Raw genomic sequence first — 16844 nt, 5'->3', positions numbered from 1 at the left:
AGCGCGGGGGGCTGTGCGACGTGACGATCATGTCGTTATCCTGATTATCTCCGAAGGGCCACCCCGTTCGGAGGAACGGCAGATGACCCGGTTTTTAGAAGAGTCGCGGCGTACCGACCCAGACCACCACCGACTCCTGCTTCGCGGTGTTGACCCAGCTATGCGGCACGGTCGACAGGTAATGCGCGCTGTCGCCGGCCTGCACGACAAACGTCTTGCCTTCCAGCGTCAACGATACTTCGCCCTCGATCACGTACAGGAATTCCTCCCCTGCATGCGTCGTGACTTCCGAGCGCTTCTGCCCCGGCGGCATGCGCACGAGAATCGCTTCAAGCTGCCGGCCGGCCGACACGTTCGTCAGTCGTCCGAACAGATTGGTCGAGTCGGCGAAGCTGAAAAAGCGCAATTGCTCGCCACGGCACACCGAGCGTTCCTCGCTCGGCGTCTCGACGAAATACTGCACGTTCACGCCGAGCGCCTGCGCAATGCCGGCCAACGAGGTGATGGACGGCGAAGCCAGGCCACGCTCGACCTGGGACAAAAACGGCTTTGAAATACCTGCGGCAGTGGCCGTATCGTCAAGCGTGCGCTTCAGGCGCTGCCTGAGCGCACGAATCTTTCCGCCCAGCTCCAGCGCCGCACTTCGGGGCTGCGTATTTTCAGTGGAAGCAACCATAGCAGGCCGAAATCCGATCGTCAAAAAAAGTTTGATGGAAAGTAACGAAGTTTGATCGATATGGCTTAATCTTCGTCTTCATGACCGTGTCAACGAGACGGCCTGCGCCTTGGCGCACCCCGCGCAACGCTGCTGCGAGGCGTCATCTTGCCAGATCGCTCGTGCAATTCGTGCTCGATTCGCAGCATTCCTGATGGAAGAGTTTGCGCAGCGTGCCATCGCGGTCACGGAAAAACGGGTTGTCGCCGCATCGGTCGCGGGATTTCCCGAAGTGACGGACGGCAACCGCGTCATGACAATCGCGGCCGCACCGAAGCGCGACCACCTCGCGTCCGGCCCATCGTCATGGCCGGCACCAGCCCACCGGCTGCCTGCCGCCCCGTTTTACGCGCCCCTATCCGGTCGCCCCGAGGTTCATCCAACATGAATGCCGTTCCAAACCCCGCGCACGCAATGCGTGCCCACGCCGCCGCAACCCCTCGCGCCGCACGGCCGCGATGCAAACGTTGTCGTCATCACGCGAGCACCGCCCCACCCGCCTGAGCATCGCCCCTCTTGCCGACGCGCCGCCTTCCGGCGCCGCGACATTCCGAATCCGCAGCATCCGTCACGCACGATGCCGCGCTAAAAACGATATTCGAGGACAACGATGCCCGTCTCAACACCTGTTTCCAAAACGCGATCATTCGCAACGGTCTTTCTGATCGAAATGTGGGAGCGCTTCGGCTATTACGGCATGGTCGCGCTGATGGTGCTGTTCATGGTCGAGAAGCTCGGCTTCGACGACAGCAACGCGAACCTGATCTGGGGCGCCTTCGTGGCGCTGATCTACGCGGCGCCGTCGGTTGGCGGCTGGATCGGCGATCACGTGCTCGGCACGCGCCGCACGATGCTGATCGGCGCCGCCGTGCTCGGCCTCGGCTACCTGATGCTCGCGATGCCGAACGACAATCTTCAGTTCCTCTACGCATCGCTCGGCGTGATGGTGGTGGGCAACGGCCTGTTCAAGGCCAATGCCGCGAACCTCGTGCGGCGCATCTACGAAGGTGACGACGCGCGCCTCGACAGCGCGTTCACGATCTACTACATGGCGGTCAATATCGGCTCGACCATCTCGATGCTGGTCACGCCGTGGATCAAGGATCGCTGGGGCTGGCATCCGGCCTTCGCGGTGTGCTGCGCCGGGATGCTGGTGGGCCTCGTCAACTACACGCTGATGCAGCGCACGCTCAGGCATGTCGGCTCGCAGCCCGACGACGCGCCGATTCGCTGGGGCCGCGCGGCGGCCGTGGCGGGCGGCGGCGTGGTGCTCGCGCTGGTCACCACGTTCCTGCTCGGCCACAAGGCGCTGGCGGTCGCGGCCGTCTGGACCGCCGCGTTCGTGGTGCTGGCGATCTTCGTCTACATGATCGCGAAGGCCAACCGCTCGGAGCGCTCGGGCCTGATCGCCGCGCTGGTGCTGATCGCGCAGGTGATCCTGTTCTTCATCTTCTATCAGCAAATGTCCACCTCGCTGACCTTGTTCGCATTCCGTAACGTCGACCCGGGTTTCACGCTGTTCGGCACCACGCTGTTCACCTGGAGCGCTGGCCAGTTCCAGGCGCTCAATCCGATCTGGATCATGCTGTTGAGCCCGGTGCTCGTGTGGATCTACAACTCGCTGGCGAACCGTGGCGTGAACGTGCCGGTGGCGCTCAAGTACATGCTCGGCTTCGCCGTGGTGGCGGCCGGCTTCTTCGTGTTCGCGGCGAGCGGGCGCTTCGCGGTGGACGGCCGCGTGTCGTCGTGGTTCATGGTTGGCGGCTACGGCCTCTACTCGCTCGGCGAGCTGCTCGTCAGCGGCCTCGGCCTCGCGATGATCGCGCGCTACGTGCCGGCGCGCATGGGCGGCTTCATGATGGGCGCGTACTTCGTCGCCACCGGCATTTCGCAGTATCTGGGCAGCGTGGTCGCGAACCTCGCGAAGATGCCGTCGCACGACCTGCCCGCCACGGCGTCGCTGCCGCTGTACGTGCACCTGTTCTCGACGCTCGGCTGGGTGGCGGTGGGCGGCACGCTCGTGTCGTGCCTGCTGCTGCCGCTGATGGCGAAGCTTTCGCGCGCGCATCAGAGCCACGCGCAGGCGCGCGAGCAAGAGAGCGCCGCCCTGCACGCAAACGGCGCGGCCACTCAGTAATATCCCTCGGCGCGCGGCTCGCGCGCCACAGTCGGCCGGCGAAGCGCGCCACGGCGTCCTACACTGAAAGCAGCCCGCACCCGGGCCTGCTGGAGAGTGAGATGAACAAAAGGACGATGCGGATCGTGCGCACGCTGGCCGACATCCGTCGTGCGCAACGCTGCACCGCGCTGCGCGCCGCGCGGGCGGCGGCCGAAGCGGATGCCGAACTGGCTCGCGCCGCCGAACCGTCGGACACCGCCGACGAAGCCGACAGCGACGACGCCGCCACCCCTGAATCCGCCTCCCGTATTCGCTCACCTTCGCGGTGAGCGAAGCGGGCCGGAACGAAAAAAGCGCCGAAACCCGGCGCTTTACCTCGTTGCTCGATCGCGTTGCGCCCTACGCGGGCGCACGCCGCATGCGCTGCCACCAGCCGCCCGAACTCGCGAGCGTCAACAGGCAACCGAGCGCGATCGTGTCGGCCGCCAGACCCACGCCGAACGGCGAGAAGCGCGGGCTCATCGCCGCGTGGTGCATCAGCGAATCGAGCGTGAGCGAGATCGCGGTGCCCACCACATAGCACACCAGCCCACGCTGCCCCACGGCCACCACCGGCTGCACCGCACGCGCGAGCTTGCCCACCCAGCCCGAACGCACGAGGTCGGCCATCAACCACGCTACCGCCAGGAAACTGAGCACGCGCGGCCACGCCAGGTCGCGCTTCATCAAGCCTTCGGGCAACGGCAGCCCCGAGAACAGCTTGTAGTACGCGCACACCAGCACGATGCCGAGCGCCACGCCGGTCAGCACCGCGCCGTAGCGCCCGGCCGCGAGGCCGCGATAGATCGGCTGGCAGCGCACCAGCGCGCCGAGCACGAACATCAGTTGCCACGCAAATGGGTTGAAGCTCCACTTGAACGAGGGCGTATCGAGCAGTTGCGTGCCGAGCCACCCTGACGCGAGCCACGCGGCGAAACTGCCGGCGAACAACCACACCGGCCAGCGGCGTGCGAGCGGCACGATGGCCGGCACGGCCAGCGCGAACAGCACGTACATCGGCAGCACCGACGCCAGATACGGCTGGCGCTGGAACGTCAGCACTTCGATCAGGCCGGTCAGCGGCGTGGCCAGCATCACGCTGACATCGTCGAGGGCGAGGTTCGGCGATTCGATGCCGTAATGATCGAGCACGGCGGACACCACCAGCATCAACGTGGTGGTGGCCAGGAACGCGCGATAGATCTGCACCGCGCGCCGCATGAAGCGCCGGCGCGCGACATCGGCGCCATAGCGCTCCGACATCGAGACGAACGCGCTCGCCGCCGCGAAACCGCCGAGGAACACGAACACCTCGGCCGCATCGCACAGCGCGAACGAATGCAGCGTGAACTTCGACACGATGCTGCCGCCGATATGGTCGACGACGATCATCAACAGCACGATGCCGCGAAAGAAGTCGATTTCGATCACGCGGCCCGAGCGCGCCGGCGCGGCCGCGTTGCGCGCGTCGGTCACTGCCATGACGCACGCTCGGAACAAAGCGGCGCGCGAGCGGAAGCCCGACCGGGCATCGAGAGCAAAGCGAAGGACTGCGTAGCGAGGAGCGACGACAAGCGCGCGGCGAGACACGTATGCCTGACTCGCGTGCGCCGGAGCGCCGAGGCGAAGACTGGACCGTTCATCGGAAAGGGACCGCATACGGAAGTGGGACGGTCCAGAAAGTCTATACGTCGCTACGGGCATACCCTAAGTAACAAAATGCAACCAATTCTTCCGATCCGTGACTGTCAGCCTTGCCAGACAAGCGTCAGCGATCCGTCATCGATTTTTGCCAGTTTTGATCGCAGAACGAAACAATCGAAATGACACGCCTGGAATTCACTGCGTGATCCGAAAGAAAATGCGGGAAGGGGCGCGGCGCGCACAGGCGAGGTGCAAGCAGCCTAGCGGGGTCAGTGCGCCTGCACGCGCCGCATGATCAGATAGCTGTGCCAGGCCGTCAGGGCGACGGCGATCCAGATCGGGCCGTAGGTGCCGAGTTGCTGCGCGCTCAGCGATTCGCCGAGCAGCAGCACGGCGGCCGCGACGATCAACACCGGCTCCACGTAGCCGAGGATGCCGAATAGCGCCATCGGCAACATCCGGCTCGATTTCAGATAACAGCCGAGCGCGAGCGTCGACAGCACCCCGAGGCCCGGCAGCCACACCGACAGCAGCATCGCATGGCCGCCGACCGGCGTGCCGATCGTGACGAGCGTGAGCACCGCCACCGGCAGCAGCGCGAGCATTTCGACGGCGAACAGCGTGAGCGGCTCGACATCCATGCGCCGGCGCAGCATGAAGTACGGCGGATAACCGATCGCCACCACCAGCGTCGGCCACGCGAACGCGCCCGTCACCCACAGCTCGTGCAACACGCCGAGCGCCGCGAACGCGATCGCGCACCATTGCAGCAGCGACAGCGATTCGCGATAGACGAAGCGCCCCACCAGCACCATCGTCAGCGGCAGCAGGAAATAGCCGAGCGACACTTCGAGCATGCGCCCGTGCAGCGGCGCCCACAGAAACAGCCACAGCTGCATGCCGAGCAACGCCGCGCCGCCGATCACGGCCAGCGCGACGCGACGGCTGCCGAGCATGCGCCGCAGCAGCGCGGCGAGTTCGCCGAAGCGGCCTCGCAACGCCACCAGCGCGAGCGCGCCGGGCAAGGTCCAGACGATGCGCCACGCGAAGATGTCGAGGCCCGTCAGGGGCGCGAGCAGCTTCGCATAAACCGACATCAGCGCGAACAGCGCCGACGCGGCCACCGACAGCGCGAGGCCGCGCCGTGCTTCCGGAAATTCCTGAATCATCGCTCCCGCCGGCCCCGATCAGTTTTGCTGGAACCGCTCGAAGCGCTTGTCGGTCTGGCGTTCCTCGAACTCCACCTCGCTCACGCGCGCGGCGGGCGGGCCGTGACGCAGCCAGGCGAGCATCCGGTCGATGTCGGCGGCCGGGCCCTGGATCATCGCCTCGACCGAGCCGTCCTCGAGATTGGAGACCCAGCCGCGCAGCCTCAGCGCATGGGCCTCGCGCACGGTGGCATGACGAAAGCCGACACCCTGCACCACGCCGCGCACGCGCACGTAGAGGGTTTCCACCCGTTCGTCGAGATCCTTGCCGCTCATGTCGCTCCTCATCCGTTTGCATCAAAGCCCCGCATTGTAGTCGCGCCGCATGGCGCGCGCCGGACGCCCGCGCCATGCGCAGCACGTACAATCGCGCATCACGCATAACCGCCGCGCACCGCGTTCGAACCGCGCGACATCAAGGAATGGCATGACTGATACACAACGCGATCTCGTACTCGTGACCGGTGCGTCCGGCTTCGTCGGCTCGTCGGTGGCGCGCATCGCGCAGGCCCAGGGCTATCGGGTGCGCGTGCTGGTGCGCGCCTCCAGCCCGCGCACCAACGTCGCCGGGCTCGACGCCGAAATCGTCACCGGCGACATGCGCGACGAGGCCTCGATGCGCCAGGCGCTGCGCGGCGTGCGCTACCTGCTGCACGTGGCCGCCGATTACCGGCTGTGGGCGCCCGATCCGCTCGAGATCGAGCGCGCCAACCTCGAAGGTGCCGTCGCGACGATGCGCGCGGCGCTGGCCGAAGGCGTCGAGCGCATCGTCTATACCAGCAGCGTGGCCACGTTGAAGGTGACCAGCTCGGGCCAGTCCACCGACGAAACCTCGCCGCTCACGCCCGAGCAGGCGATCGGCGTCTACAAGCGCAGCAAGGTGCTGGCCGAGCGCGCCGTCGAACGGATGATCGCCGAGGACGGGCTGCCGGCCGTGATCGTCAACCCGTCCACGCCGATCGGCCCGCGCGACGTGAAGCCCACGCCGACCGGCCGCATCATCGTCGAGGCGGCCACCGGCAAGATCCCGGCCTTCGTCGATACGGGGCTGAACCTGGTTCATGTGGACGACGTCGCGCACGGCCACTTCCTCGCGCTCGAGAAAGGCCGCATCGGCGAGCGCTACATCCTGGGTGGCGAGAACCTGCCGCTGCAACAGATGCTGGCCGACATCGCCCAGATGGTCGGCCGCAAGCCGCCGACCATCGCGCTGCCGCGCGGGCCGCTCTACCCGATCGCGTACGCCGCCGAGGTGGTCGCGAAGTTCACCAAGCGCGAGCCGTTCGTGACCGTCGACGGGCTGAAGATGTCGAAGAACAAGATGTATTTCACGTCGGCCAAGGCCGAACGCGAACTCGGCTATCGCGCACGGCCCTACCGCGAAGGTCTCGCCGACGCGCTCGGCTGGTTCCGCGGGGCGGGCTATTTGACGCGCTAGCGCGTCAGCGCCGCGCGGCGGGCGTGCATCGCCGCCCTACCAGCACTTTGTTACACGTCAAGGTCGAACCGGGGGCGATGCACCGGTTAAAATCGCGGGTCCTACGTAGAGAAGGCACGCATGAACCTGAACGACCAGATCGAAGCGCTCGGTGCGGGCATCGATCAGCTCATCCACACCGCGCAAACGGTCGCGGGCGCCGCGAAGGCCGCGATCGAATCCGCGGCTGCCGATCGGGCTGCCGCCCAAGCCGCCGGTGAGGAAGCGAGCGCCGCACGCGCCAGCGCCGAACAGTTTTCCGCCGGGCAAGCGGCGGCCCACCTCGCCGCCAAGCAGGCCAGCGCCGATCGCGCGGCCACCGAAGCCCTCCATGAACAGATGCGCGCCGTGCAGGCCGCCGCCGAAGCGGCTGCCGCACAGGCCGTCACCGACAAAACCTCGGCCGAAGCGCTGGCCGCGCGCGTCGGGATCGATCGCGAAGCGGCCGATGCCGCGCTCACGCAGGCCACCGCGCAGCGCGAAGCTGCGGAAGCCGCAACCAAGCGAGCCGCACATGAGCGAGACAACGCAGAACGCGCAATAAGGCAGGCGCAGACGGAACGCGAAGCGGCCGACCTCGCCATCAAGCAGGCCACCACCGAACGCGACGCCGCCGAGCTGGCCACTCAGCAGGCCGCCAGCGAATGCGCCACGGCCAAGGCCGCGATTTCGCAGGCGCTGGCCGAGCGCGAAGCCGCGCATGCCGTGGCCCGGCAAGCCGCCGAGGATCACGAAGCCGCGCAAGCGGCCGCGAAACAGGCGGCCGAGGATCGCGCCGCCGCCGAGGCGATCAGGCAGCAAGCCGCGGCCGACCGCGCGGCTGCCGAAGCGGCGGCCGCGCAGGCGGCAGCCGATCGCGACGCGGCACACGCCGCGCGCCGCGAGGCCGAGAACACGCAAGCGGCGAGCGCCGCCGTGGCCGTCGCGTCTGCGCAAGCCATCGGCGATACCGCCGCCACCAACCTCGCCACCCAGCAAGCCGCAGGCGACCGTGAAGCCGCCGATGCGCTGATGCAGCAGGCCGCCGCCGATCTCGACGCGGCCGAAGCCGCCCATCGTCAGGCCCGCGCCGAGCGCGACGCCGCGCAGGAAGCCGCAACGCAAGCCGCGCGCGACCGCGAAGCGGCCGATACGCTCGCCGCGCAAACGCGCGCGGAACGCGCCGCGCTGGCCGACGCCTCCGCGCAGTTCGAAGCGGAGCGCGCGGCCGCGCAGGCCACGGCCGCACTCGCCTCGGCCGACAAGGCCGCCGCCGAATTGCTCGCCGCCCAAGCCGCCTCCGACAAGGCAGTGGCCGAAGCGGCGCTGCGCGAAGCCACGGCGAAGGAAGCCGCGCTCGAACAGGCCGTTGCGGCCGCCGAAACAACGGCCACCGAAACCGCCAGCGCACCGGCGCCGCAGGCCGTCGAAACCGGCGCCGACGCAAAACTCGTCGTCGCCCGCCCGTCGCTGGACGCCGTGACGCTCGCGATCGGCACGAACCAGGTGCCGTTCCCGCCGTCGCAATTGAGCCAGTTGATCGAGGAACTCGCACACGCGCGCGCCTCGATGACGACCGAGCAGCCCAAGGGGCTGCCGGCCGGCTGGCGCTTCGTGTCGACCCGCAATCCGATGATGGCGGTGCAGAAGCAGTCGAACGGCGATCGCCTGCTGGTCGCGCGTCACACCGGCTACGGGTGGGTGCCGTTCACGTTCTCGCCGGACACGGTGATCCAGATGTACATGCTGCTGACGCAGTAAGGGCGGCAGGCCGGAACGGCCTCAAAGGCAAAACGGCACACGATCGCGAGATCGATGTGCCGTTTTCCATTGAAGCATGCGCGATGCAAGACGCGGAGGATTGTCAGACTTGAGCACGCCGATGGACCCCGCCACGTGCGAATTCGTCTGGGCCGTCATGTCCGAATTTTTCGTCGACAACGAGATCGACTACGACGCCGAAGCGGCCAGACTCGCGCGCTTTCCGTTCGACGCACTGCGCACGATCTTCTTCGAGGATGTCGCGCCCGTCTGCGGCCCCAACCTGCTGACGCCGGTTCCGCCGGTCTGGCTCGGCTTCGACACGAGCACGCTGGTGGCCGAAATCCGCGCGCGGCGAGCCAGACGTGAGCGCTCGCTCACGCACCGGCTGCGCCACCGGGCGGCGGTGCTGTATTACCGGCTCGCGCTCGCCGACACCTGGAAGACGGTGGCCGCGGCGCTCGAGCGGGCGCAAGCGCTGCCGCCGTCCGCGCCTTAACGCTCTTAACGCTCCACCGGCGCCTGCACCCGCGCCTTCCACTGCCCGCCCTTGCCCCGCCAGTAACGCCACGCCGACGCGAACGTCGCGCCGTTGTAGAACAGCGCGACCAGCGGCAACGCGGGCGCCCACAGCAGCGAACGCCGGTAATAGGCCAGCATCGGCGCGTAGGAGGCGCTCATCGCCGCCCACGCGAGCCAGGCCGGCCAGGCCTGCGCACCGTACGCGAGCGCCGCGACGGGCGGCAGCAGATAGATGATCGACATGCCGAGCAGCGTGCCGGCCAGCAGCAACGGCGAGTAGCGCAACTGCGTGAACGCGGTGCGCGCGATCATGTTCCAGATGTCGCGCCAGCTGTCGTACGGGCGCAGCGATACGCTGCGATCGGCCAGGTCGAGCCGGATCGGATGATGCCGGCCGCCGCGGTGCTTGATCTGCGCGGCGAGGCTGCAGTCGTCGATCAGCGCGCCGCGAATCGATTCGATGCCGCCCGCTTCCTCCAGCGCCGCGCGCCGCACCAGCATGCAGCCACCGGCCGCGCCGGCCGTCTTGCGGCGCGTGTCGTTGATCCACGAGAACGGGTAGAGCTTGGCGAAGAAGAACACGAACGCCGGAATCAGCGCCTTTTCCCAGAACGAATCGCAGCGCAGGCGCACCATCAGCGAGACCAGATCGCGGCCCTCGGCCTGCGCGCGCGTCACCAGTTGGGCCACGGCGTCGGCCGGATGGCCGATGTCGGCATCGGTCAGCAACAGGTAATCGGCCGGCAAGCCGAGCGTGCGGACCGCCGCGATGCCCTGCGATTGCGCCCAGACCTTGCCCGACCACCCGGCCGGCAACGGCTGCGCGGCGAGCACCGTGAGGCGATCGGCGTGCCGGGCAGCCAGTGCGGCCGCGCGCGCGGCGTCGGCGGTGCCGTCGGTGCTGTGGTCGTCGACCACGATCACGTGGAAGGCGCCCGGATAATCCTGCCGCACCAGCGACGTGACGGCCTCGCCGATCACGTCCACTTCGTTGCGCGCCGGCACCACCACGGCCACTGCCGGCCATTCGCCGGCCGCGCGCGCCGGGGCAGGCAGCGGCGCAGGCGGGTTGGCACGCCAGAAACCGCCGCGCGCGAACAACAGCACGCACCAGATAATCAGGGACAGACAAGACAGGCCAAAAACGATCTGGAGCGTCATACCCCGCCCTCCGCCGCACCGTTTTCCGACCACCCGCGCACGCGCTGCAGCAGCGCCAGATACGGGGACACACCCTTGAGTTGGACTTCCATCCGGATCGCCTGTGAGGCCCGCGCGGCCAAGCTCCGCCGCAGGGCGCATTCAAAACCGCGTAGTTTATCCGGGTTCGGCGGCCCGGGTTGCGACGGCGAATTCGGTTGCGCCGCAACACCTTCGAGCTCATACAAAGCACGACCGGGCCGATAGCGTTAAAATGCGCGATTAATCTGGCGGTCGGTGCATGCGAACCGGTCGCCATAACATCGAGTTGGGGCGATCGGGCCGGCCTGCCGGCCGTCTCAAACCCCGCGTAGTCGTCGGAGTTCGCCCTTTATGCGTGTCATTCTTGCCCAACCCCGGGGCTTCTGTGCCGGTGTAGTCCGCGCGATCGAGATCGTCGATCGTGCGCTGCTCCAGCACGGCGCGCCTGTCTACGTCCGGCACGAAATCGTTCACAACCGCCACGTCGTCGACAACCTGCGCAACAAAGGGGCGAAGTTCGTCGAGGAACTCGACGAGGTGCCGCACGGCGCCGTCGCGATCTTCAGCGCCCATGGCGTGGCGCAAACGGTCGAGAAGGATGCCGAGGCGCGCGGGCTGGATGTGCTCGACGCCACCTGCCCGCTCGTCACGAAAGTGCACGTGCAGGGCCGCCAGTATGTCGCGGGCGGCCGCCGCCTGATCCTGATCGGGCATGCCGGCCACCCGGAAGTCGAAGGCACGATCGGCCAGATTCCCGGCGAAGTCACCCTCGTGCAGAGCGAAGCCGAGGTTGCCACGCTGTCCCTGCCGGTCGATACGCCGGTTGCCTACGTGACGCAGACCACGCTGTCCGTCGACGACACGCGCGGCATCATCGAAGCACTGACGCGCAGGTTCACCGACATCGTCGGCCCGGACACGCGCGACATCTGTTATGCAACACAAAACCGCCAGGCCGCCGTGCGCGAGCTGAGCAGCCAGGTGGACGTACTGATCGTCGTCGGCGCGACGAACAGTTCGAACTCGAACCGTCTGCGCGAGATCGGCACCGAAAGCGGTGTGCCGAGCTATCTCGTGGCCGATGGTTCGGAAGTGCGCGCCGAATGGCTCGCGAACGCGCAAACCATCGGCCTCACGGCCGGTGCGTCGGCGCCCGAGGAAATGGTCGAGGACGTGATTGCCGCGCTGCGTGCGCTGGGCCCCGTCGACGTCGTCACCATGACCGGCCGCGAGGAAAAAGTCGAATTCAAGTTGCCGGCGAAGCTTCTGCAAGCTGTCGCCCGCGAAGTCTAAGGAGGACATCAATTGTCTATTCCGCTGCTCCAGCAAGTCCGGGTCGGCGCATACATCATGCGCAACCACCTGTCCGGCAACAAACGCTACCCGCTCGCGCTGATGCTCGAGCCACTGTTCCGCTGCAACCTGGCCTGTAATGGCTGCGGCAAGATCGACTATCCGGATCCGATCCTGAACCAGCGTCTTTCCGTCGAGGAATGCCTGGGCGCGGTCGATGAAGCCGGCGCGCCGATCGTCTCGATCGCGGGCGGCGAGCCGCTGCTGCACCGCGACATGCCGGAAATCGTCAAGGGCATCATGAAGCGCAAGAAGTTCGTGTACCTGTGCACGAACGCGCTGCTGATGGAAAAGAAGATGGACGACTACGAGCCGAGCCCGTATTTCGTCTGGTCGGTCCACCTCGACGGCGATCGCGAAGCGCACGATCATTCCGTGTCGCAGGAAGGCACGTACGACAAGGCCGTGGCCGCGATCAAGGAAGCCAAGCGTCGCGGCTTCCGCGTCAACATCAACTGCACGCTGTTCAATGATGCGATCCCCGAGCGCGTGGCGAAGTTCTTCGACACGCTCGAGCCGATGGGCGTCGACGGCATCACCGTGTCGCCGGGCTACGCCTACGAGCGCGCGCCGGATCAGCAGCACTTCCTGAACCGCGACAAGACCAAGACCCTGTTCCGCGAGATCTTCAAGCGCGGCGAGGGCGGCAAGCGCTGGTCGTTCAGCCAGTCGTCGCTGTTCCTCGACTTCCTGGCCGGCAACCAGACCTACAAGTGCACGCCGTGGGGCAACCCGGCGCGTACCGTGTTCGGCTGGCAGAAGCCGTGCTATCTGGTCGGCGAAGGCTACGTGAAGACCTTCAAGGAACTGATGGAAACGACGGAGTGGGACAACTACGGCGTCGGCAACTACGAGAAGTGCGCGGACTGCATGGTCCACTGCGGCTTCGAAGCCACGGCCGTGGTCGACACCATCACGCATCCGCTGAAGGCGTTCGCACTGAGCCGCAAGGGCATCAAGACCGACGGCGCGTTCGCACCGGATATCCCGATCGACAAGCAACGTCCGGCCGAGTACGTGTTCTCGCGCCACGTCGAGATCAAGCTCGAGGAAATCACGATCGCCGGCAAGGGCAAGCTGCAGAAGCCGGCCAAGGCCGCCAGCGCGGTTTGAGGTTGACGGCCGGCTAGTTCGTAGCCCGGCCTGCGACGATCGAAACAAGGGCGCCCCGGAGTCGATCCGGGGCGCCCTTGTGTTTTGGCGCGGCCCGACTCCCGCTAGTAGGCCAGCAGAAACCACGCCATGAATTCGATCGGCGGCAGCACCATCACCAGACACAACACGATCAACGTCCGATGCGTTCGATCGCGAACCGCCAGCCCGGCGGCAATCAAGATCGTCAGGCACCACCCGGCCAGACAGTATCCCGACGCAAGCAGGCCGGGCGATATCCGGCTCGATATTTCCGGGTAATCGATCTCCGCCCAGTGCAGCCGGCGCAGCAGCGCCGACACGGCAATCAGCAACGCCTGGCCGCAACCGAGCGCGACATAGCCGAGCTTCGACACGTTATCGCTCCCTGGGATAGGAATGGGTCATAGCCAGGCGCTTCGATTTTCTCAGGACGCTCAATAGCTCGCGATGGCAACCATCTCGGGTCATGTTCGAACCCAATTGCCGCGCTCGCCATCACCATGCCACCGGTGGCTGTCGAATCGCCGTCCCGTATTACCGTCTTCGCCATGGAGTCTTCCGCCATTTCAATGTTCGAATTGGCGTCGACACTATCTCTGGCGGCATTGCACCGCCATGCGATTATTCCGAAACTGGCTGCGATATTTCGACAGACTTGGACACGCCCTCATGACCGCCCCCACCCTCGCCTGCCTCCAAACCGCCCGCGCCCTCGTCGATCGAGCCTGGGCCAACCAGGCCGCCTACGACGACACGCTGCGCGAAGCCGCCGCGCTGCTCGATGCGGAACGCCTGCGCCACCCGCACGACGTGGCCGTGCTGACCTGTCTCGGCGCGGTTCTGTGCGATCTCCAGCAGCACGCCCAGGCGCGCGAGTATCTCGAACAGGCCGTCGCCGAATGCGCAACGGACCGCAACACGCACTTCAACCTGTTCGTCGCCCTGCTCGGCTGCGCGGCGCAGGCCAAGGCGCAGGCCGCGCTGAAACGGGTGGAAGGGCTCGAAGCGAACCCCGCCACCTGGCAGGCCTACTTCGACCCGCACGCGCGATGACGATGCGGCGCGGCTCATGCCCGACGCACACCTACCGCCCCTCGCTCACCGCATTCCCGGCCTCACCGCGCGCCGCCGACTGCCGGCTCAACACCACCGTCAACACCGCCGACAACGCCAGGCTCGCGCCCACCACATACAAGCCCGCCGCATAACTGCCCGTCACGCCCTTGAGCCAGCCGATCGCGAACGGCCCGACGAAGCCGCCCAGGTTGCCGATCGAGTTGATCATCGCGATCCCGGCCGCCGCGCCGGAGCCGGACAGGAACAGGCTCGGCATGGCCCACAGCGGCGCCTTCGCGGCGCTGATGCCGATGTTGACGATCACCAGCGCGGCAATCACCCCGACGATGGTGCTCGCGCCGCCCGCGAACACGAAGCCGACGCACGCCAGCGCGCACGGAATCACCACGTGCCAGGTGCGCTCGCCGCTGCGATCGGAATGCCGCGCCCAGAGGATCATCGCCACCACCGCGAGCACGCTCGGAATCGCGTTGAGCAGGCCCGTCTGCAAGGCGTCGAAGCCGTACTGCCGGATGATCAGCGGCGCCCACAGCCCGAGCGTATACAGCCCGGCCGAGGTGCCGAAATAGATCAGCGCGAGCGCCAGCACACGCATGTCGCGCAGCGCGGCGATCGGCCCGATGGTGTGGCCGACGCGCGCGTGCCGCGCCTCGGCTTCCGATTTCAGCTTGGCGATCAGCCAGTCGCGCTCGTCGGCGGCAAGCCAGCGTGCGTCGGCCGGCTTGTCGGTCAGCGCACGCAGCACCACGAAGCCGAGAATCACGGCCGGCACGGCCTCGATCACGTAGAGCATCTGCCAGTCGCGCAAGCCGAACACCGACGGCAACTGCATGATCGCGCCGGACATCGGCGAGCCGATCGCGGTCGAGATCGGCGCGGCGGCCATGAACCACGCGGCGGCCACGGCGCGCTGGCGCGTCGGGAACCACTGCGCGAGGTAATAGATGATGCCGGGGAAGAAACCGGCCTCGGCCACGCCGAGCAGGAAGCGCACCGAATAGAAGCTGGCCGGCCCGGTGACGAGCGCCGCGGCGGCCGAGACGATGCCCCACGAGATCATCACGCGCGCGATCCAGATGCGCGCGCCGACCTTGCTGAGGATCAGGTTCGACGGCACCTCGAACAGGAAGTAGCCGATGAAGAACAACCCGCCGCCGAAGCCGAACGCGGTGGGCGTGAGGCCCAGATCGGCGTTCATGGTCAGCGCGGCGAAGCCCACGTTGACGCGGTCGAGAAAGCTGACGAAGTAAAGCAGCATCACGAACGGAATGATCCGCCACATGAGCTTGCGCGTGACGCGGCGCTCGAGATCGGTGTGCATGCGTGTCTCCTGCGGCCTCCCGGCGCGATGCCGCGCGACGAAGCCGAATATCGTGATCGACGGGCTTCTACGGCCCCGTTCGATGGCGCGCCGCCCGAATGACGCGCGGCGCAACGTGATGCATGTCGTACAGAACAACCCGCGGCGGCGGGCTCGCGGCCCGCGCGCCGCCGCACCTCAGGCCGCGACGGCCGCGCGCTGCGCCAGCCGCTCGCACACCGCCGCCGTGACCTGCTCGGTGGTGGCGTTGCCGCCGAGGTCGCCGGTGTGCAGCGCCGGGTTCGCCGTGGCCGCTTCCACGGCCTGCATGACGCGCGCGGCGGCCTCGTGCTCGCCCAGGTGTTCGAGCAGCATCACCACCGACCAGAACGTGCCGATCGGGTTTGCGACGCCCTTGCCCATGATGTCGAACGCCGAGCCGTGGATCGGCTCGAACATCGACGGGTAGCGGCGCTCGGGATCGATGTTGCCGGTCGGCGCGATGCCGAGGCTGCCGGCCAGCGCGGCGGCCAGGTCGCTGAGGATGTCGGCGTGCAGGTTGGTGGCGACGATCGTGTCGAGCGAGGCCGGCCGGTTGATCATGCGCGCGGTGGAGGCGTCGACCAGTTCCTTGTCCCACTTCACGTCCGGGAATTCCTTGGCGATCTGGTTGGCGATCTCGTCCCACATCACCATCGCGTGACGCTGCGCGTTGCTCTTGGTGATCACCGTCAGCAGCTTGCGCGGGCGCGACTGCGCCAGCCGGAACGCGAAGCGCATGATCCGCTCGACGCCGGCACGCGTCATCATCGACACGTCGGTGGCGGCCTCGATCGGATGGCCCTGATGCACGCGGCCGCCCACGCCCGCGTATTCGCCCTCGGAGTTCTCGCGCACGATCACCCAATCCATGTCCTTCGGGCCGCAGCGCTTGAGCGGCGCGTCGATGCCGGGCAGGATGCGGGTCGGGCGCACGTTCGCGTATTGATCGAAGCCCTGGCAGATCTTCAGGCGCAGGCCCCACAGCGTGATGTGGTCGGGCACGTCGGGGTCGCCGGCCGAGCCGAACAGGATCGCGTCCTTGTCGCGCAGCGCGTCCAGCCCGTCGGCCGGCATCATCACGCCGTGCTGGCGGTAGTAATCGGCGCCCCAGTCGAAATCCTCGAAATCGAACCCGAAGCCCGCGCCCGAAGCGGCCAGCGTTTCGAGCACGCGGCGGCCGGCCGGGATCACTTCCTTGCCGATGCCGTCGCCGGGAATGGTGGCGATGCGATAGGTCTTCATGCAGTTGTCTCCGTTTGGCTGTCTGTCAGTGCAATGACGGTAACGCGGCA

At 67.2% G+C, this 16844-nt stretch carries 16 protein-coding genes; 8 read left to right on the top strand and 8 right to left on the bottom strand.

The window, feature by feature from the left end; genetic code table 11:
• Positions 1-94: 94 nt before the first annotated feature.
• Positions 95-676 carry a cupin domain-containing protein gene (locus AB4851_RS05845; protein ID WP_414442034.1) on the bottom strand — a complete coding sequence of 194 codons (582 nt, stop codon included), beginning with the start codon at positions 674-676 and terminating at the stop codon, positions 95-97.
• Positions 677-1325: 649 nt separating this feature from the next.
• Here AB4851_RS05845 and AB4851_RS05840 point away from each other — a divergent pair.
• Positions 1326-2852 carry a peptide MFS transporter gene (locus AB4851_RS05840; RefSeq protein ID WP_414448827.1) on the top strand — a complete coding sequence of 509 codons (1527 nt, stop codon included), beginning with the start codon at positions 1326-1328 and terminating at the stop codon, positions 2850-2852.
• 101 nt (positions 2853-2953) lie between these two features.
• The gene (locus AB4851_RS05835) at positions 2954-3163 is read left to right on the top strand and encodes a hypothetical protein (protein WP_414448826.1); all 210 of its coding nucleotides are present in this window, start codon (positions 2954-2956) and stop codon (positions 3161-3163) included.
• Positions 3164-3233: 70 nt separating this feature from the next.
• Here AB4851_RS05835 and AB4851_RS05830 read toward each other — a convergent pair whose 3' ends face one another.
• The 3 genes from AB4851_RS05830 to AB4851_RS05820 all read right to left on the bottom strand — a co-directional run bounded on the left by AB4851_RS05830 (position 3234) and on the right by AB4851_RS05820 (position 6001).
• Positions 3234-4355, bottom strand: coding sequence for an OpgC domain-containing protein (locus AB4851_RS05830; RefSeq protein WP_414448825.1), 1122 nt, complete (start codon positions 4353-4355; stop codon positions 3234-3236).
• 431 nt (positions 4356-4786) lie between these two features.
• Positions 4787-5686 (bottom strand): EamA family transporter RarD, encoded by a 900-nt coding sequence (rarD, locus tag AB4851_RS05825; RefSeq protein ID WP_414448824.1) that lies wholly within the window; start codon positions 5684-5686, stop codon positions 4787-4789.
• 18 nt (positions 5687-5704) lie between these two features.
• Positions 5705-6001 (bottom strand): acylphosphatase, encoded by a 297-nt coding sequence (locus AB4851_RS05820; RefSeq protein WP_414440520.1) that lies wholly within the window; start codon positions 5999-6001, stop codon positions 5705-5707.
• Positions 6002-6152: 151 nt separating this feature from the next.
• On the opposite strand from AB4851_RS05820, the gene hpnA reads away from it, so the two are divergent.
• The 3 genes from hpnA (at position 6153) to AB4851_RS05805 (ending at position 9441) form a co-directional block, all read left to right on the top strand.
• Positions 6153-7163: a hopanoid-associated sugar epimerase gene (gene hpnA / locus AB4851_RS05815; RefSeq protein WP_414448823.1), complete on the top strand. Its 1011-nt coding sequence runs from the start codon at positions 6153-6155 to the stop codon at positions 7161-7163.
• A gap of 120 nt (positions 7164-7283) precedes the next feature.
• Positions 7284-8942, top strand: a complete 1659-nt coding sequence (locus AB4851_RS05810; protein WP_414448822.1) for a hypothetical protein — start codon at positions 7284-7286, stop codon at positions 8940-8942.
• 109 nt (positions 8943-9051) lie between these two features.
• Positions 9052-9441: a hypothetical protein gene (locus AB4851_RS05805; protein WP_414448821.1), complete on the top strand. Its 390-nt coding sequence runs from the start codon at positions 9052-9054 to the stop codon at positions 9439-9441.
• Between the two features lie 5 nt (positions 9442-9446).
• Here the strand turns inward: AB4851_RS05805 and AB4851_RS05800 are convergent, their stop codons facing one another.
• The gene (locus AB4851_RS05800) at positions 9447-10625 is read right to left on the bottom strand and encodes a glycosyltransferase (RefSeq protein WP_414448820.1); all 1179 of its coding nucleotides are present in this window, start codon (positions 10623-10625) and stop codon (positions 9447-9449) included.
• A gap of 372 nt (positions 10626-10997) precedes the next feature.
• On the opposite strand from AB4851_RS05800, the gene ispH reads away from it, so the two are divergent.
• Entirely contained in the window at positions 10998-11939 is a 942-nt protein-coding gene (gene ispH, locus AB4851_RS05795) for a 4-hydroxy-3-methylbut-2-enyl diphosphate reductase (protein ID WP_414440525.1), read from the top strand.
• A gap of 12 nt (positions 11940-11951) precedes the next feature.
• On the top strand, positions 11952-13112 hold the full coding sequence (gene hpnH / locus AB4851_RS05790; protein ID WP_414448819.1) for an adenosyl-hopene transferase HpnH: 1161 nt from the start codon (positions 11952-11954) through the stop codon (positions 13110-13112).
• Positions 13113-13216: 104 nt separating this feature from the next.
• Here hpnH and AB4851_RS05785 read toward each other — a convergent pair whose 3' ends face one another.
• Positions 13217-13507, bottom strand: coding sequence for a hypothetical protein (locus AB4851_RS05785; protein WP_414448818.1), 291 nt, complete (start codon positions 13505-13507; stop codon positions 13217-13219).
• A 295-nt stretch (positions 13508-13802) separates the two neighbouring features.
• Between AB4851_RS05785 and AB4851_RS05780 the strand changes: the two genes are divergently transcribed.
• Entirely contained in the window at positions 13803-14186 is a 384-nt protein-coding gene (locus tag AB4851_RS05780) for a hypothetical protein (protein ID WP_414448817.1), read from the top strand.
• A gap of 31 nt (positions 14187-14217) precedes the next feature.
• Here the strand turns inward: AB4851_RS05780 and AB4851_RS05775 are convergent, their stop codons facing one another.
• Both AB4851_RS05775 and AB4851_RS05770 read right to left on the bottom strand, forming a co-directional pair.
• The gene (locus AB4851_RS05775; protein WP_414448816.1) at positions 14218-15531 is read right to left on the bottom strand and encodes an MFS transporter; all 1314 of its coding nucleotides are present in this window, start codon (positions 15529-15531) and stop codon (positions 14218-14220) included.
• Positions 15532-15708: 177 nt separating this feature from the next.
• Complete coding sequence (locus AB4851_RS05770) at positions 15709-16794, bottom strand: tartrate dehydrogenase (RefSeq protein ID WP_414448815.1); 1086 nt, start codon at positions 16792-16794, stop codon at positions 15709-15711.
• Positions 16795-16844 lie beyond the last annotated feature (50 nt).

Origin of the sequence: Burkholderia sp. 22PA0099 (genome assembly GCF_047497165.1) — a bacterium.
Taxonomy (GTDB): domain Bacteria; phylum Pseudomonadota; class Gammaproteobacteria; order Burkholderiales; family Burkholderiaceae; genus Burkholderia.
This window is presented reverse-complemented; position numbering and strand designations above follow the sequence as displayed.

Bases quoted from the DNA above. Each gene is read 5' to 3' on its own strand.
- AB4851_RS05845 (WP_414442034.1), bottom strand. From the start codon at position 676: ATGGTTGCTTCCACTGAAAATACGCAGCCCCGAAGTGCGGCGCTGGAG.
- AB4851_RS05840 (WP_414448827.1), top strand. From the start codon at position 1,326: ATGCCCGTCTCAACACCTGTTTCCAAAACGCGATCATTCGCAACGGTC.
- AB4851_RS05835 (WP_414448826.1), top strand. From the start codon at position 2,954: ATGAACAAAAGGACGATGCGGATCGTGCGCACGCTGGCCGACATCCGT.
- AB4851_RS05830 (WP_414448825.1), bottom strand. From the start codon at position 4,355: ATGGCAGTGACCGACGCGCGCAACGCGGCCGCGCCGGCGCGCTCGGGC.
- rarD (WP_414448824.1), bottom strand. From the start codon at position 5,686: ATGATTCAGGAATTTCCGGAAGCACGGCGCGGCCTCGCGCTGTCGGTG.
- AB4851_RS05820 (WP_414440520.1), bottom strand. From the start codon at position 6,001: ATGAGCGGCAAGGATCTCGACGAACGGGTGGAAACCCTCTACGTGCGC.
- hpnA (WP_414448823.1), top strand. From the start codon at position 6,153: ATGACTGATACACAACGCGATCTCGTACTCGTGACCGGTGCGTCCGGC.
- AB4851_RS05810 (WP_414448822.1), top strand. From the start codon at position 7,284: ATGAACCTGAACGACCAGATCGAAGCGCTCGGTGCGGGCATCGATCAG.
- AB4851_RS05800 (WP_414448820.1), bottom strand. From the start codon at position 10,625: ATGACGCTCCAGATCGTTTTTGGCCTGTCTTGTCTGTCCCTGATTATC.
- ispH (WP_414440525.1), top strand. From the start codon at position 10,998: ATGCGTGTCATTCTTGCCCAACCCCGGGGCTTCTGTGCCGGTGTAGTC.
- AB4851_RS05780 (WP_414448817.1), top strand. From the start codon at position 13,803: ATGACCGCCCCCACCCTCGCCTGCCTCCAAACCGCCCGCGCCCTCGTC.
- AB4851_RS05775 (WP_414448816.1), bottom strand. From the start codon at position 15,531: ATGCACACCGATCTCGAGCGCCGCGTCACGCGCAAGCTCATGTGGCGG.
- AB4851_RS05770 (WP_414448815.1), bottom strand. From the start codon at position 16,794: ATGAAGACCTATCGCATCGCCACCATTCCCGGCGACGGCATCGGCAAG.